General features: G+C 61.8%; 23 protein-coding genes and 1 pseudogene. All 24 read left to right on the forward strand.

Annotated elements, in window-relative coordinates; genetic code table 11:
* Positions 1–110, forward strand: a pseudogene (locus ABE571_RS14285) (elongation factor Tu); the annotation flags it as partial.
* A 333-nt stretch (positions 111–443) separates the two neighbouring features.
* The gene (rpsJ, locus tag ABE571_RS14290; RefSeq protein WP_010341589.1) at positions 444–755 is read left to right on the forward strand and encodes a 30S ribosomal protein S10; all 312 of its coding nucleotides are present in this window, start codon (positions 444–446) and stop codon (positions 753–755) included.
* An 11-nt stretch (positions 756–766) separates the two neighbouring features.
* Positions 767–1,417: a 50S ribosomal protein L3 gene (gene rplC, locus ABE571_RS14295; RefSeq protein WP_019186145.1), complete on the forward strand. Its 651-nt coding sequence runs from the start codon at positions 767–769 to the stop codon at positions 1,415–1,417.
* A 12-nt stretch (positions 1,418–1,429) separates the two neighbouring features.
* Positions 1,430–2,035, forward strand: a complete 606-nt coding sequence (gene rplD / locus ABE571_RS14300; RefSeq protein WP_313217314.1) for a 50S ribosomal protein L4 — start codon at positions 1,430–1,432, stop codon at positions 2,033–2,035.
* Complete coding sequence (gene rplW, locus ABE571_RS14305) at positions 2,032–2,331, forward strand: 50S ribosomal protein L23 (RefSeq protein WP_019186147.1); 300 nt, start codon at positions 2,032–2,034, stop codon at positions 2,329–2,331. Before rplD ends, rplW begins: the two co-directional genes overlap by 4 nt.
* Before the next feature lie 10 nt (positions 2,332–2,341).
* Positions 2,342–3,169, forward strand: coding sequence for a 50S ribosomal protein L2 (gene rplB / locus ABE571_RS14310; RefSeq protein ID WP_038690292.1), 828 nt, complete (start codon positions 2,342–2,344; stop codon positions 3,167–3,169).
* Between the two features lie 6 nt (positions 3,170–3,175).
* Positions 3,176–3,445, forward strand: coding sequence for a 30S ribosomal protein S19 (rpsS, locus tag ABE571_RS14315; RefSeq protein WP_019186148.1), 270 nt, complete (start codon positions 3,176–3,178; stop codon positions 3,443–3,445).
* A gap of 12 nt (positions 3,446–3,457) precedes the next feature.
* Entirely contained in the window at positions 3,458–3,793 is a 336-nt protein-coding gene (gene rplV / locus ABE571_RS14320; RefSeq protein ID WP_017355410.1) for a 50S ribosomal protein L22, read from the forward strand.
* A gap of 17 nt (positions 3,794–3,810) precedes the next feature.
* Positions 3,811–4,545, forward strand: a complete 735-nt coding sequence (gene rpsC, locus ABE571_RS14325) for a 30S ribosomal protein S3 (protein ID WP_019186149.1) — start codon at positions 3,811–3,813, stop codon at positions 4,543–4,545.
* Positions 4,546–4,550: 5 nt separating this feature from the next.
* Positions 4,551–4,964, forward strand: coding sequence for a 50S ribosomal protein L16 (rplP, locus tag ABE571_RS14330; RefSeq protein ID WP_019186150.1), 414 nt, complete (start codon positions 4,551–4,553; stop codon positions 4,962–4,964).
* Positions 4,964–5,149, forward strand: a complete 186-nt coding sequence (gene rpmC, locus ABE571_RS14335; RefSeq protein WP_019186151.1) for a 50S ribosomal protein L29 — start codon at positions 4,964–4,966, stop codon at positions 5,147–5,149. Before rplP ends, rpmC begins: the two co-directional genes overlap by 1 nt.
* An 11-nt stretch (positions 5,150–5,160) precedes the next feature.
* Positions 5,161–5,430 (forward strand): 30S ribosomal protein S17, encoded by a 270-nt coding sequence (gene rpsQ / locus ABE571_RS14340; RefSeq protein ID WP_121042876.1) that lies wholly within the window; start codon positions 5,161–5,163, stop codon positions 5,428–5,430.
* 13 nt (positions 5,431–5,443) lie between these two features.
* On the forward strand, positions 5,444–5,812 hold the full coding sequence (gene rplN / locus ABE571_RS14345) for a 50S ribosomal protein L14 (RefSeq protein ID WP_017355415.1): 369 nt from the start codon (positions 5,444–5,446) through the stop codon (positions 5,810–5,812).
* Positions 5,813–5,828: 16 nt separating this feature from the next.
* Positions 5,829–6,146, forward strand: a complete 318-nt coding sequence (rplX, locus tag ABE571_RS14350) for a 50S ribosomal protein L24 (protein WP_017355416.1) — start codon at positions 5,829–5,831, stop codon at positions 6,144–6,146.
* A gap of 11 nt (positions 6,147–6,157) precedes the next feature.
* A complete protein-coding gene (gene rplE, locus ABE571_RS14355; protein ID WP_019186154.1) occupies positions 6,158–6,700 on the forward strand; it encodes a 50S ribosomal protein L5 in 543 nt (180 codons plus the stop codon).
* Between the two features lie 18 nt (positions 6,701–6,718).
* Positions 6,719–7,024 carry a 30S ribosomal protein S14 gene (rpsN, locus tag ABE571_RS14360; protein ID WP_121042878.1) on the forward strand — a complete coding sequence of 102 codons (306 nt, stop codon included), beginning with the start codon at positions 6,719–6,721 and terminating at the stop codon, positions 7,022–7,024.
* A gap of 241 nt (positions 7,025–7,265) precedes the next feature.
* On the forward strand, positions 7,266–7,664 hold the full coding sequence (rpsH, locus tag ABE571_RS14365; protein WP_019186156.1) for a 30S ribosomal protein S8: 399 nt from the start codon (positions 7,266–7,268) through the stop codon (positions 7,662–7,664).
* A gap of 18 nt (positions 7,665–7,682) precedes the next feature.
* Positions 7,683–8,210 carry a 50S ribosomal protein L6 gene (gene rplF, locus ABE571_RS14370; protein ID WP_121042880.1) on the forward strand — a complete coding sequence of 176 codons (528 nt, stop codon included), beginning with the start codon at positions 7,683–7,685 and terminating at the stop codon, positions 8,208–8,210.
* Between the two features lie 32 nt (positions 8,211–8,242).
* Positions 8,243–8,596, forward strand: a complete 354-nt coding sequence (rplR, locus tag ABE571_RS14375; protein ID WP_123728451.1) for a 50S ribosomal protein L18 — start codon at positions 8,243–8,245, stop codon at positions 8,594–8,596.
* A 158-nt stretch (positions 8,597–8,754) separates the two neighbouring features.
* Positions 8,755–9,294 carry a 30S ribosomal protein S5 gene (gene rpsE / locus ABE571_RS14380; protein ID WP_313209665.1) on the forward strand — a complete coding sequence of 180 codons (540 nt, stop codon included), beginning with the start codon at positions 8,755–8,757 and terminating at the stop codon, positions 9,292–9,294.
* Entirely contained in the window at positions 9,287–9,478 is a 192-nt protein-coding gene (gene rpmD, locus ABE571_RS14385) for a 50S ribosomal protein L30 (RefSeq protein WP_259261111.1), read from the forward strand. Before rpsE ends, rpmD begins: the two co-directional genes overlap by 8 nt.
* Before the next feature lie 4 nt (positions 9,479–9,482).
* A complete protein-coding gene (gene rplO, locus ABE571_RS14390; RefSeq protein ID WP_019186161.1) occupies positions 9,483–9,926 on the forward strand; it encodes a 50S ribosomal protein L15 in 444 nt (147 codons plus the stop codon).
* A 3-nt stretch (positions 9,927–9,929) separates the two neighbouring features.
* Complete coding sequence (gene secY, locus ABE571_RS14395) at positions 9,930–11,285, forward strand: preprotein translocase subunit SecY (RefSeq protein ID WP_019186162.1); 1,356 nt, start codon at positions 9,930–9,932, stop codon at positions 11,283–11,285.
* 345 nt (positions 11,286–11,630) lie between these two features.
* Positions 11,631–11,987, forward strand: coding sequence for a 30S ribosomal protein S13 (gene rpsM / locus ABE571_RS14400; RefSeq protein WP_019186163.1), 357 nt, complete (start codon positions 11,631–11,633; stop codon positions 11,985–11,987).
* The last annotated feature ends 3 nt before the right edge of the window (positions 11,988–11,990 follow it).

Genomic DNA, 11,990 nt, shown 5'->3' on the forward strand with positions numbered 1-11,990 from the left:
TGGTTGTCACCCTGATCAACCCGGTCGCCATGGATGAAGGCCTGCGCTTCGCGATTCGCGAAGGCGGCCGTACCGTCGGCGCCGGCGTGGTCTCCAAGATCATCGCGTAATCTGCTAGAATCTGCGCCCCGATGTTGCCTGGGTAGGGCATCGGGGTGTAACCAAACGGGAAAAGAGGCGCAGGATGCTCCTCGTGTTCCCCAGACCAGGAAGGGTCGCGCCATTCAGGCTTTGTCAACAGTGACCCTGTTGACTGCCAACTTGTATGCGCGCTATACTTTTTGTCTGGGCAGATCGGGAGACCGGTCTGCCTCGATTTTTGAGGTCTACGGAAAGATCTTGTCGCCGCGCAGGAATGTGCGGCGTCTGCATTCAGGATATTCATGGGACAAGGCAACCCAGAGGCCTTGTCCGTCGCTCTTTTAACGAAGGAACCCACCGTCATGGCGGACCAAAAGATCCGGATTCGGCTGAAGGCGTTCGATCATCGTTTGATCGACCGTTCGGCCAGCGAGATCGTAGAAACGGCAAAGCGGACCGGCGCGCAAGTGCGTGGCCCGATCCCCCTGCCGACCAAGATCGAGCGTTACACCATTCTCGTCTCGCCGCACGTCGATAAAGACGCGCGTGACCAGTACGAGACCCGCACGCATAAGCGCGTGCTCGATATCGTTGACCCGAACGACAAGACCGTGGACGCGCTGATGAAGCTCGAACTGGCTGCCGGCGTCGACGTTCAGATCAAGCTGACCTGAGGACTACGACCATGACGAAGAAATATTCGTTGGGCTTCGTGGGCCGCAAGGCTGGCATGAGCCGCGTGTTCACCGAAGATGGCCAGGCCATCCCGGTAACCCTGATTGAAGCTACCCCGAACCGCATCGCGCAGATCAAGACCGTCGAAGCTGACGGCTACAGCGCCGTGCAGGTGACCGTCGGCGCGCGTCGCGCTGCCCTGGTCAACAAGCCGGAAGCCGGTCACTTCGCCAAGGCGAAGGTCGACGCGGGCCGTGGCCTGTGGGAATTCCGCGTTGAAGACGCGCAGCTCGGCGATTTCGCCGTTGGCGGCGAAGTCAAGGCGGACATCTTTGAGGTTGGCCAGAAGGTCGACGTCCAGGGTGTCACCAAGGGTAAGGGCTTCCAGGGCACCATCAAGCGCTACAACTTCCGTATGGGCGATGCAACCCACGGTAACTCGCTGTCGCATCGCGCGCCGGGTTCCTTGGGCCAGCGCCAGACCCCGGGTCGCGTTTTCCCGGGTAAGAAGATGTCCGGCCACATGGGTTCGGTGCAGCAGAGCACCCAGAACCTTGAAGTGGTGAAGGTCGATGTCGAGCGTGGTCTGATCGCGATCCGTGGTGCCGTTCCGGGCGCAGCGGGTGGTGACGTGATCGTTCGTCCGGCTAGCAAGGCATAAGGAGAGATGACGATGGAACTCGTTATCACGGGTAGCAACAACAAGGTCTCGGTCTCCGATGCCGTGTTCGGTCGCGATTTCAGCGAAGATCTGGTTCACCAGGTCGTCGTTGCTTACCGCAACGCCGGTCGCGCCGGCACCAAGGCACAGAAGACTCGCTCTGAAGTGGCTGGTACCACCAAGAAGTCGAAGAAGCAGAAGGGCGGCGGCGCGCGTCATGGCGCACTGACGGCTCCGATCTTCATCGGCGGCGGTGTCACCTTCGCGGCCAAGCCGCGCAGCTTCGAGCAGAAGGTCAACCGTAAGCAGTACCGTGCAGCCATGTGCGCGATCCTGTCCGAGCTGAACCGCCAGGGCCGTCTGACCATCGTGGAGTCCTTCGATGTCGAAGCGACCAACACGAAGGCTCTGATCGCCAAGCTGGCCGGCCTGGAAGTGGGCAAGCGTCCGCTGATCGTCACCGAAGATGCTTCCGAGCACCTGTACCTGTCGGCGCGCAACATTCCCTACGTGGAAGTGCGTGACGTGCAGGGCCTGGACCCGGTGTCGCTGGTCGGTGCCGACACGGTCGTCATCACCGCTGATGCGGTCAAGAAGGTCGAGGAGTGGCTGGCATGAGCAGCAACGAAAAAGTCTTCAGCGTGCTGCGCGCTCCGCGAGTCTCCGAAAAGACCGCGCGCCTGCAGGAACATTCCAACCAGTATGTCTTCGAAGTTTCGAACGAAGCCACCAAGGCCGATGTAAAGGCCGCGGTTGAGCAGCTGTTCGACGTCAAGGTCGAATCGGTCAACGTGCTGAACGTGAAGGGCAAGAACAAGTCCTTCCGTAACCGCACCGGCCGCCGCGGCGATTGGCGCAAGGCGTACGTGCGTCTCGCCGATGGCCAGTCCATCGATGTAACGGCCAAGGCCTGAGGTCCATCCCATGCCATTGATGAAATTCAAACCCACTTCTCCCGGCCGTCGTTCGGCCGTGCGCGTGGTCACGCCCGATCTGCACAAGGGCGCGCCGCATGCAGCGCTGCTGGAGCCGCAGAGCAAGTCCGGTGGTCGTAACCACCACGGCCGCATCACCACCCGTCACGTGGGTGGTGGTCACAAGCAGCACTACCGCGTCATCGACTTCAAGCGCAACAAGGAAGGCATTCCGGCGCGCGTGGAACGCATCGAATACGATCCGAACCGCACCGCCCATATCGCCCTGCTGTGCTACGTCGACGGCGAACGCCGCTACATCATCGCACCGAAGGGCCTGAAGGCCGGTGACCAGGTGATCGCGGGTTCGGATGCGCCGATCAAGACCGGTAACACGCTGCCGCTGCGCAACATCCCGGTCGGTACCACTGTCCACGGCATCGAACTGAAGCCGGGCAAGGGTGCCCAGATCGCGCGTGCCGCCGGCGCTGCCGTGCAGCTCGTCGCTCGTGAAGGTATCTACGCCACCCTGCGCCTGCGCTCGGGTGAAATGCGTAAGGTGCCGGTCGAGTGCCGCGCCACCATCGGTGAAGTCGGTAACGACGAACACAACCTGGAAAAGCTGGGCAAGGCTGGCGCCAAGCGCTGGCGTGGTGTCCGCCCGACCGTTCGTGGTGCTGCCATGAACCCGGTTGACCATCCGCACGGCGGTGGTGAGGCGAAGGCCGGCCAGGGCAACCCGCATCCGGTCACCCCGTGGGGTGTCCCGACCAAGGGTTACAAGACGCGCAAGAACAAGCGCACCCAGCAATTCATCGTCCGCGATCGTAGGGGCTAATCGACCATGGCACGTTCACTCAAGAAGGGCCCGTTTGTCGATCACCACCTCATCAAGAAGGTGGAAGCCGCTGCGGGTAGCAAGAAGCCGATCAAAACCTGGTCGCGCCGTTCGATGATCCTGCCGGAAATGGTAGGCGTCACCATCGCCGTTCATAACGGTAAGAACCACGTTCCGGTGCTCGTCAACGAGAACATGGTCGGCCACAAGCTCGGCGAATTTGCCATCACCCGGACCTTCAAGGGTCACGGTGGTGACAAGAAGTCGGGCAAGTAAGGAGAGATGACAATGGAAGCGAAAGCAATCCTGCGCTCCGCGCGCATCTCTGCGCAGAAAGCCCGCCTGGTCGCTGACCAGGTGCGCGGCCTGCCGGCCGAGCGTGCGGTCAACCTGCTGAAGTTCTCGGACAAGAAGGCTGCCCACCTGATCAAGAAGGTGGTGGAGTCGGCTATTGCAAACGCCGAGAACAACCAGGGCGCCGACGTCGACGAGCTGAAGGTACAGACCATCATGGTAGATGAAGGTCCGACCCTGAAGCGTTTCATGGCGCGGGCGAAAGGCCGCGGCACCCGCATCCTCAAGCGCACCAGCCACATCACTGTGGTTGTGGGCGCCGGCAAGTAAGCGGAAAGGAAAACACCATGGGTCATAAAGTTCATCCGATTGGTATCCGCCTCGGCATTTCCAAGGACTGGAACTCCAAGTGGTACGCCAACAAGGCCGAGTTCGCTGGTTATCTGGCAGCCGACCTGAAGGTGCGGGACATGCTGCGCAAGAAGCTTGCGCAGGCCGGCATCAGCAAGATCCTGATCGAGCGTCCGGCAAAGACCGCTCGCGTGACGATCCACACCGCCCGTCCGGGCGTGGTGATCGGCAAGCGCGGTGAGGACATCGAGAAGCTGCGCAAGGAAGTGAGCGAAATGATGGGCGTCCCGGCGCACATCAACGTCACCGAAGTGCGTAAACCCGAGCTGGACGCACAGCTGGTTGCCGAGTCGATCGCGCAGCAGCTGGAGCGTCGCATCATGTTCCGCCGCGCGATGAAGCGCTCGGTCGGCAACGCGATGCGCCTCGGTGCCCTGGGCATCAAGGTCAACGTCGGTGGCCGCTTGAACGGCGCGGAAATCGCCCGTTCGGAGTGGTACCGCGAAGGCCGCGTGCCGCTGCATACGCTGCGTGCCGACATCGACTATGGTTTCGCTGAAGCCAAGACGACCTACGGCATCATCGGCATCAAGGTCTGGATCTACAAGGGCGAAGTCTTCGATTTCTCCCAGGTTGGCCAGGAAAAGCAGGACGATTCCCCGCGCAACGATCGTAACGATCGCGGCGACCGCGGTGACCGTCCGTCGCGCCCGGCTCGTGAAGCGAGGTAACGACAATGTTGCAACCCAAGCGAACCAAATACCGCAAGGTACACAAGGGCCGTAACGATGGTCTGAGCTGGAGCGGCAACGCTGTCAGCTTCGGCGAATACGGCCTGAAGGCAACCGCTCATGGTCAGCTGACCGCGCGTCAGATCGAAGCGGCTCGCCGCTCGATCAGCCGCTACGTCAAGCGCGGCGGCAAGATGTGGATCCGAGTGTTCCCCGACAAGCCGATCACCAAGAAGCCCATCGAAGTCCGAATGGGTTCTGGTAAGGGCAACGTGGAGTACTGGGTAGCCCAGATCCAGCCCGGCCGCATGATCTATGAAATCGAAGGCGTCGCAGAAGACGTGGCACGTGAGGCGTTCCGCCTGGCTGCCGCCAAGCTCTCCGTGACCACCACTTTCGTGACCCGGACGGTGCTCTGATGGATATCAAACAACTTCGCGAAAAGTCGGCTGACGACCTGAAGAGCCACCTGATCGACCTGCGTAAGGAGCAGTTCTCGCTCCGTATGCAGCAGGTCACTGGCCAGCTGCCGAAGACCCACGAAACCCGCCGGGTTCGCCGCGAGATCGCTCGCGTCAAGACCCTGCTCGGCAGCACCAAGTAAGGATGGCCGCGATGAGCGATAACAACGACAGCAAGACGCTGCGCACGGTCGAAGGCCGTGTCGTCAGCAACAAGATGGACAAGACGGTCACCGTGTTGGTGGAGCGCCTGGTCAAGCACGCCCTGTACGGCAAGTACATCAAGCGTTCGACCAAGCTGCACGCACACGACGCCGACAACACCTGCAACGAAGGTGATGTCGTTCGTGTGACCGAGATTGCTCCGATGTCCAAGACCAAGAACTGGCGCGTGGTGGAAGTCATCACGCGTGCGGTTCAATAAGGAGATCTGACTCATGATCCAGATGCAGAGCTACCTCGAAGTCGCGGACAATTCCGGTGCCAAGGAAGTGATGTGCATCAAGGTGCTCGGCGGCTCCAAGCGCCGCTACGCGCACATTGGCGACATCATCAAGGTCACCGTGAAGGATGCAATCCCGCGCGGCAAGGTCAAGAAGGGTGAAGTGTTCGACGCCGTCGTGGTGCGTACCCGCAAGGGTGTGCGTCGCGCCGATGGTTCGCTGATCCGTTTCGATGCCAACGCCGCGGTCCTGCTCAACAACAAGCAAGAGCCGATCGGTACCCGCATCTTCGGACCGGTGACGCGTGAACTTCGTTCCGAGAAGTTCATGAAGATCGTCTCGCTCGCTCCCGAAGTGCTGTGAGCGACAGGAGATAATCATGGCTAACCGTATCAAGAAGGGCGACCAGGTTGTCGTCAACACCGGCAAGGACAAGGGCAAGCAGGGCGAAGTCGTCCGCGTCGACGGCGATCGTGTGATCGTCGCCAACGTGAACATCGTCAAGCGCCACACCAAGCCGAACCCGCAGGCAGGCGTTGCCGGCGGCGTGGTCGAGCGTGAAGCGTCGATCCATATCTCCAACGTGAATGTGCTGAACCCGGCTTCGGGCAAGGGCGAGCGCGTTGGCTTCAAGGTGCTGGAGGATGGACGCAAACTGCGTGTGTTCCGCTCCAGCGGTGAGGCGCTCGACGCCTGAGGAATGAGCAGATGAATTCCCGTCTCGAAAAGTTTTACAAGGAAGAAGTGGTGCCGGCGCTGATGAAGCAGTTCGGCTACACCAATCCGATGCAGGTTCCGAAGCTGGTCAAGGTCACCCTGAACATGGGTGTCGGCGAAGCAGCCACGAACAAGAAGATCCTGGAAAATGCCGTCGCCGATATGGCCAAGGTCTCCGGTCAGAAGCCGATCGTGACCAAGTCCCGCGTCTCGGTGGCATCGTTCAAGATCCGCGATGGTTGGCCGATCGGCTGCAAGACCACGCTGCGTCGTGAAAAGATGTACGAGTTCATGGACCGTCTGATCAACATCTCGTTGCCGCGCGTGCGCGACTTCCGTGGTGTCTCGGGTCGTTCCTTCGACGGTCGTGGCAACTTCAACATGGGTGTGAAGGAACAGATCATCTTCCCGGAAATCGACTTCGACGCTGTCGACGCGATCCGCGGCATGGATATCGCCATCACCACCACCGCCAAGACCGATGCGGAAGCGAAGGCGCTGCTCGCAGCGTTCAAGTTCCCGTTCCGTAACTGATACGTCGAGGAATCCGAAATGGCAAAGACCTCCATGGTCAACCGCGACCTCAAGCGTGCGAAGCTGGCCGTCAAGTACGCCGGCAAGCGTGAAGAGCTGAAGAAGATCATCTCCAGCGCGACCGCGTCGTACGACGAAAAGGCCGAGGCCGTCATCAAGCTGCAGAAGCTGCCGCGCGATTCGTCGCCGAGCCGTCACCGCAACCGTTGCGAGCTCTCGGGCCGCCCGCGTGGCGTGTACAGCAAGTTCGGCCTGGGCCGTAACAAGCTGCGCGAAGCCACCATGCGTGGTGACGTGCCGGGCCTGCGCAAGGCCAGCTGGTAAGGGATTCGTCCCTTCAACTGCCCGGCGCCTTCACGGCGCAGGGCAGGGGAGAAGGGCCGGTTTCCCGGCTCTGATCCCGGATTAAGGGAGCCCGACGCAAGTCGGGCTCTTTTTGCCGTATACTCCCGCGTCTTGCTCGCCCGCAAGGCGTGAGCAGTGTGTGAAGACGGGCCCTGGCCCATTCCAGGTAGACACAAGATTTTCGCGAAAGCGGATATCGGTGCACTCAAAGGTATCGACTATGAGCATGACTGATCCCATCGCCGACCTGCTGGTACGCATCAAGAATGCGGCCGCGGTTGGCAAGCAGACGGTGAAAGCACCGTCGTCCAAGATCAAGGTGGCAATCGCAGAGGTGTTGAAGGCCGAAGGCTACATCACCGATCTGCGCGTGACCAAGATCGAGAACAACAAGGCCGAGCTTGAAATCGTCCTGAAGTATTTCGAGGGCAAGCCGGTCATCGAGACCCTGAAGCGCTTCTCGCGTTCGGGTCTGCGCCAGTACCGTGGCAAGTCCGAGCTGCCGAAGGTCCTCAACGGCCTGGGTATCTCCATCATCTCCACCTCCAAGGGCATCATGACTGATGCGCAGGCGCGCCAGTTGGGCGTCGGCGGCGAAGTCCTGTGCTTCGTGGCCTAAGGCGAGAAGGAACCAACTATGTCCCGCGTAGCCAAGAAGCCAGTCAACCTGCCCAAGGGCGTTGAACTGAACATCCAGCCGGAATCCGTCAGCGTGAAGGGCCCGAAGGGCACCCTGTCGCTTGCCAAGGTTGCCGGCGTTGAAATCACTGTCGACAACGGCGTTGCCACCCTGGCCGCCAACGATGCCTCGCTGGTCGCCCTCACCGGCACCGTGCGCGCCATCCTGGCCAACATGGTCAAGGGCGTCACCGACGGCTTCGAGCGCAAGCTTGAGCTGGTCGGCGTCGGTTACCGTGCCGCCATGCAGGGCAAGGATCTGAACCTGTCGCTCGGGTTCTCGCATCCGGTCCTGTTCGTGGCGCCGGAAGGCATCACCATCTCGACCCCGACCCAGACCGAAGTGCTGGTCCAGGGCACCGACAAGCAGCGCGTTGGCGAAGTTGCCGCCAAGATCCGTGGCTTCCGTCCGCCGGAGCCCTACAAGGGCAAGGGTGTGAAGTACGCCGGCGAAGTCATCATTCGTAAGGAAGCCAAGAAGGCCTAATTCAGGTCCTCAGCTTTCCAAGGAAAAAGATCATGAACAAGAACATCGCTCGTCTGCGTCGTGCCAAGTCGACCCGTGCACACATCCGTGTGCTCGGCGTGCCGCGCCTGTCGGTGCTGCGCACCGGTCAGCACCTGTACGCCCAGGTCTTCACCGCCGATGGCTCCAAGGTGCTGGCGTCGGCCAACACCACCCAGGCCGACGTCAAGGAAGGCCTGAAGAACGGCAAGAACAGCGACGCCGCCGTCAAGGTTGGCAAGCTGGTCGCCGAGCGCGCCAAGGCTGCGGGCATCGAGAAGGTCGCTTTCGACCGCTCGGGCTACCGCTACCACGGCCGCATCAAGGCACTGGCTGATGCAGCCCGCGAAGGCGGCCTGCAGTTCTAAGGGATAAGGAAGCGGGGCTGGTCCCCGCTTCCGCCTGCCTGCCGGCGCGGGTTGCGCCGGGCGACGTCCTTCTTCTGCAGGGGCGCTCGATCCACCGCTTCATTCCACAGCTATAAGCGGCATTGAGCCGTACATACTCAATCAATCAAGGAATCAACATGGCAGAAGAACGTCAGCAGCGGGGTCGCGATCGCGATCGCCGCGAAGAGAAAGTCGACGACGGCATGATCGAAAAGCTGGTCGCGGTCAACCGCGTCAGCAAGACCGTCAAGGGCGGTCGCCAGTTCACCTTCACCGCACTGACCGTGGTCGGTGACGGCGCAGGCAAGGTCGGTTTCGGTTACGGCAAGGCGCGTGAAGTGCCGGTCGCGATCCAGAAGTCGATGGAACAGGCTCGCAAGAACCTGGCCAATGTCGATCTGAACAACGGCACGTTGTGGCACCCGGTGAAGTCCGGCCACGGCGCAGCTCGCGTGTTCATGATGCCGGCCTCCGAAGGTACCGGTGTGATCGCCGGTGGTGCCATGCGCGCCGTCCTGGAAGCCGTTGGCGTCAAGAACGTGCTGGCCAAGGCCGTCGGCTCGCGTAACCCGATCAACCTGGTTCGCGCCACGCTGAAGGGTCTGACCGAAATGCAGTCGCCGGTCCGCATCGCGGCCAAGCGCGGCAAGAAGGTGGAGGATCTCAACCATGGCTAATGACACCGTCAAGACCGTCAAGGTCCGTCTGGTTCGCGGCCTGCGTGGTGCCCAGGCGCGTCATCGCCTGTCGGTGCGTGCGCTGGGCCTGGGTAAGCTGAACGATGTCCGTGAACTGAAGGACAGCCCGCAGGTTCGCGGTCTGATCAACAAGGTCCACTACCTCGTCAAGGTTGAGGAATAATCCAATGACCATGCATCTGAATGAATTGAGCCCGGCACCGGGCGCTCGTAAAGAGCGTACCCGCGTCGGTCGTGGTATCGGCTCCGGCCTGGGCAAGACCTGCGGCCGCGGCCACAAGGGTTCGTTCGCCCGTAAGGGTGGCGGCAAGATCAAGGCAGGCTTCGAAGGCGGCCAGACCCCCATGCAGCGTCGTCTGCCGAAGGTCGGTTTCCGTTCGAAGATCGCCAAGGACACGGCTGAAGTGCTGTCCTACCAGCTTGAGCGTCTGGAAGCTGGCGAGATCGACTTTGCCGCGCTGCGCGCTGCCAAGCTGGTCCCGAGCACCGCTAAGCGTGCCAAGATCGTCATGAAGGGTGACCTGACCAAGGCATTCACCCTGAAGGGCGTCGCTGCAACGGCCAGTGCCAAGGCCGCGATCGAAGCTGCCGGCGGCAGCGTACAGGAGTAAGACATGGCGCAAGCTGGCATTGGTAACCTCGGCGGCGGGCTCGGCAAGTTCACGGAACTCCGCCAGCGACTGCTGTTCGTCATCGGGGCATTGATCGTCTACCGCATCGGCTGTTATGTGCCGGTGCCTGGCGTCAATCCCGATGCCATGCTTGCGCTCATGCAGGCGCAGGGCGGCGGCATCGTGGACATGTTCAACATGTTCTCGGGCGGCGCCCTGCACCGTTTCAGCATTTTCGCGCTGAACGTGATGCCGTACATCTCGGCATCCATCGTGATGCAGCTGGCGGTCCACATCTTCCCCGCATTGAAGTCGATGCAGAAGGAAGGTGAATCGGGTCGTCGCAAGATCACCCAATATTCCCGCATCGGCGCCGTGTTGCTGGCGGTGGTGCAGGGCGGCAGCATCGCGCTGGCGCTGCAGAACCAGGTCTCCCCGGGCGGTGCCCCGGTCGTCTACGCACCGGGCATGGGCTTCGTGCTCACCGCCATCGTCGCGCTGACCGCCGGTACCATCTTCCTGATGTGGGTCGGTGAGCAGGTCACCGAGCGCGGCATCGGCAACGGTGTGTCGCTGATCATCTTCGCCGGCATCGTGGCCGGCCTGCCGGGCGCGGTCATCCACACCGTGGAAGCCTACCGCGACGGCAACATGAGCTTCATCGCCCTGCTGCTGATCGTGCTGGTGGTGCTGGCCTTCACCTACTTCGTGGTGTTCGTCGAGCGCGGCCAACGCCGCATCACGGTGAACTACGCACGTCGCCAGGGTGGCCGCAACGCGTACATGAACCAGACCTCGTTCCTGCCGCTGAAGCTGAACATGGCGGGCGTGATCCCGGCCATTTTCGCCTCGAGCATCCTGGCATTCCCGACGACGCTGGCCATGTGGTCCGGCCAGGCCAGTTCGGCCACGTGGCTGCAGAAGGTCGCCAACGCCCTCGGGCCGGGCGAGCCGCTGCACATGATCGTGTTCGCCGCGCTGATCAGTGGTTTCGCGTTCTTCTACACCGCGCTGGTGTTCAACTCGCAGGAAACCGCCGACAACCTGAAGAAGTCGGGCGCGCTGATTCCGGGCATCCGTCCGGGCAAGGCGACCGCCGACTACGTGGATGCCGTGCTGACCCGTCTGACGGCGGCCGGTTCGCTGTACCTGGTGATCGTCTGTCTGCTGCCGGAAATCCTGCGCACCCAGCTCGGCGCCTCGTTCTACTTCGGTGGCACTTCGCTGCTGATCGTGGTGGTGGTGGTGATGGACTTCATTGCCCAGATCCAGGCGCACCTGATGTCGCACCAGTATGAGAGCCTGTTGAAGAAGGCCAACCTGAAGGGCGGCAACCGCGGCGGTTTTGCCCGCGGCTGATTGACCTGTTACACTAGTCTTCTTGTTGCGAAGGCCCTCCGGTTCCCGGACTGGCCTTCCAAATCGAAGGGCGGCCCCTGCAGCGGTTTCGGGTGGGGGTGTGATGTGGTGGTCCCGCGCGGGAGTAGCGCGGGCGGCGGCGGGGGCAACCTCTGCAGTCAACGACATCCGGCGCCGGAGCATGGGCACACTCCCCACGCCGGGTCCATGGAACCTCCAGGTTCCACGGGCTTCCCAGTAAACCGAGACCTTGATAGAATCGCTAGTTCACTTTTTTGATCCATCCTGCCGGATTGGCGCGCCCATGGTGCGCTGTCGGCCATCACTCAGCTGGAGAACCGCGTCATGGCGCGTATTGCAGGCGTCAACCTGCCAGCCCAGAAGCACGTCTGGGTCGGGTTGCAAAGCATTTACGGCATCGGCCGTACCCGTTCGAAGAAGGTCTGCGACGCCGCAGGCGTGACCTCGACCACCAAGATCCGCGATCTGTCGGAGCCGGAAATCGAGCGTCTGCGTCTCGAAGTCGGCAAGTACATCGTGGAAGGCGATCTGCGCCGTGAAATCGGTATCGCGATCAAGCGCCTGATGGATCTGGGCTGCTACCGCGGTCTGCGTCACCGTCGCGGTCTGCCGCTTCGTGGCCAGCGCACCCGTACCAACGCCCGCACCCGCAAGGGCCCGCGCAAGGCGATCAGGAAGTAAGGG

The sequence above is a fragment of the Stenotrophomonas sp. TWI273 genome, assembly GCF_039674765.1.
In the GTDB taxonomy this organism is placed as follows: domain Bacteria; phylum Pseudomonadota; class Gammaproteobacteria; order Xanthomonadales; family Xanthomonadaceae; genus Stenotrophomonas.

Coding starts and splice junctions, on each gene's coding strand:
- rpsS (WP_019186148.1), top strand. CDS start 3,176: ATGGCACGTTCACTCAAGAAGGGCCCGTTTGTCGATCACCACCTCATC.
- rplC (WP_019186145.1), top strand. CDS start 767: ATGACGAAGAAATATTCGTTGGGCTTCGTGGGCCGCAAGGCTGGCATG.
- rpsM (WP_019186163.1), top strand. CDS start 11,631: ATGGCGCGTATTGCAGGCGTCAACCTGCCAGCCCAGAAGCACGTCTGG.
- rpsQ (WP_121042876.1), top strand. CDS start 5,161: ATGAGCGATAACAACGACAGCAAGACGCTGCGCACGGTCGAAGGCCGT.
- rplV (WP_017355410.1), top strand. CDS start 3,458: ATGGAAGCGAAAGCAATCCTGCGCTCCGCGCGCATCTCTGCGCAGAAA.
- rplD (WP_313217314.1), top strand. CDS start 1,430: ATGGAACTCGTTATCACGGGTAGCAACAACAAGGTCTCGGTCTCCGAT.
- rpsE (WP_313209665.1), top strand. CDS start 8,755: ATGGCAGAAGAACGTCAGCAGCGGGGTCGCGATCGCGATCGCCGCGAA.
- rpsJ (WP_010341589.1), top strand. CDS start 444: ATGGCGGACCAAAAGATCCGGATTCGGCTGAAGGCGTTCGATCATCGT.
- rpmC (WP_019186151.1), top strand. CDS start 4,964: ATGGATATCAAACAACTTCGCGAAAAGTCGGCTGACGACCTGAAGAGC.
- rplE (WP_019186154.1), top strand. CDS start 6,158: ATGAATTCCCGTCTCGAAAAGTTTTACAAGGAAGAAGTGGTGCCGGCG.
- rplW (WP_019186147.1), top strand. CDS start 2,032: ATGAGCAGCAACGAAAAAGTCTTCAGCGTGCTGCGCGCTCCGCGAGTC.
- rpsC (WP_019186149.1), top strand. CDS start 3,811: ATGGGTCATAAAGTTCATCCGATTGGTATCCGCCTCGGCATTTCCAAG.
- rpsH (WP_019186156.1), top strand. CDS start 7,266: ATGAGCATGACTGATCCCATCGCCGACCTGCTGGTACGCATCAAGAAT.
- rplN (WP_017355415.1), top strand. CDS start 5,444: ATGATCCAGATGCAGAGCTACCTCGAAGTCGCGGACAATTCCGGTGCC.
- rplP (WP_019186150.1), top strand. CDS start 4,551: ATGTTGCAACCCAAGCGAACCAAATACCGCAAGGTACACAAGGGCCGT.
- rpmD (WP_259261111.1), top strand. CDS start 9,287: ATGGCTAATGACACCGTCAAGACCGTCAAGGTCCGTCTGGTTCGCGGC.
- rplO (WP_019186161.1), top strand. CDS start 9,483: ATGACCATGCATCTGAATGAATTGAGCCCGGCACCGGGCGCTCGTAAA.
- rpsN (WP_121042878.1), top strand. CDS start 6,719: ATGGCAAAGACCTCCATGGTCAACCGCGACCTCAAGCGTGCGAAGCTG.
- rplB (WP_038690292.1), top strand. CDS start 2,342: ATGCCATTGATGAAATTCAAACCCACTTCTCCCGGCCGTCGTTCGGCC.
- rplF (WP_121042880.1), top strand. CDS start 7,683: ATGTCCCGCGTAGCCAAGAAGCCAGTCAACCTGCCCAAGGGCGTTGAA.
- secY (WP_019186162.1), top strand. CDS start 9,930: ATGGCGCAAGCTGGCATTGGTAACCTCGGCGGCGGGCTCGGCAAGTTC.
- rplR (WP_123728451.1), top strand. CDS start 8,243: ATGAACAAGAACATCGCTCGTCTGCGTCGTGCCAAGTCGACCCGTGCA.
- rplX (WP_017355416.1), top strand. CDS start 5,829: ATGGCTAACCGTATCAAGAAGGGCGACCAGGTTGTCGTCAACACCGGC.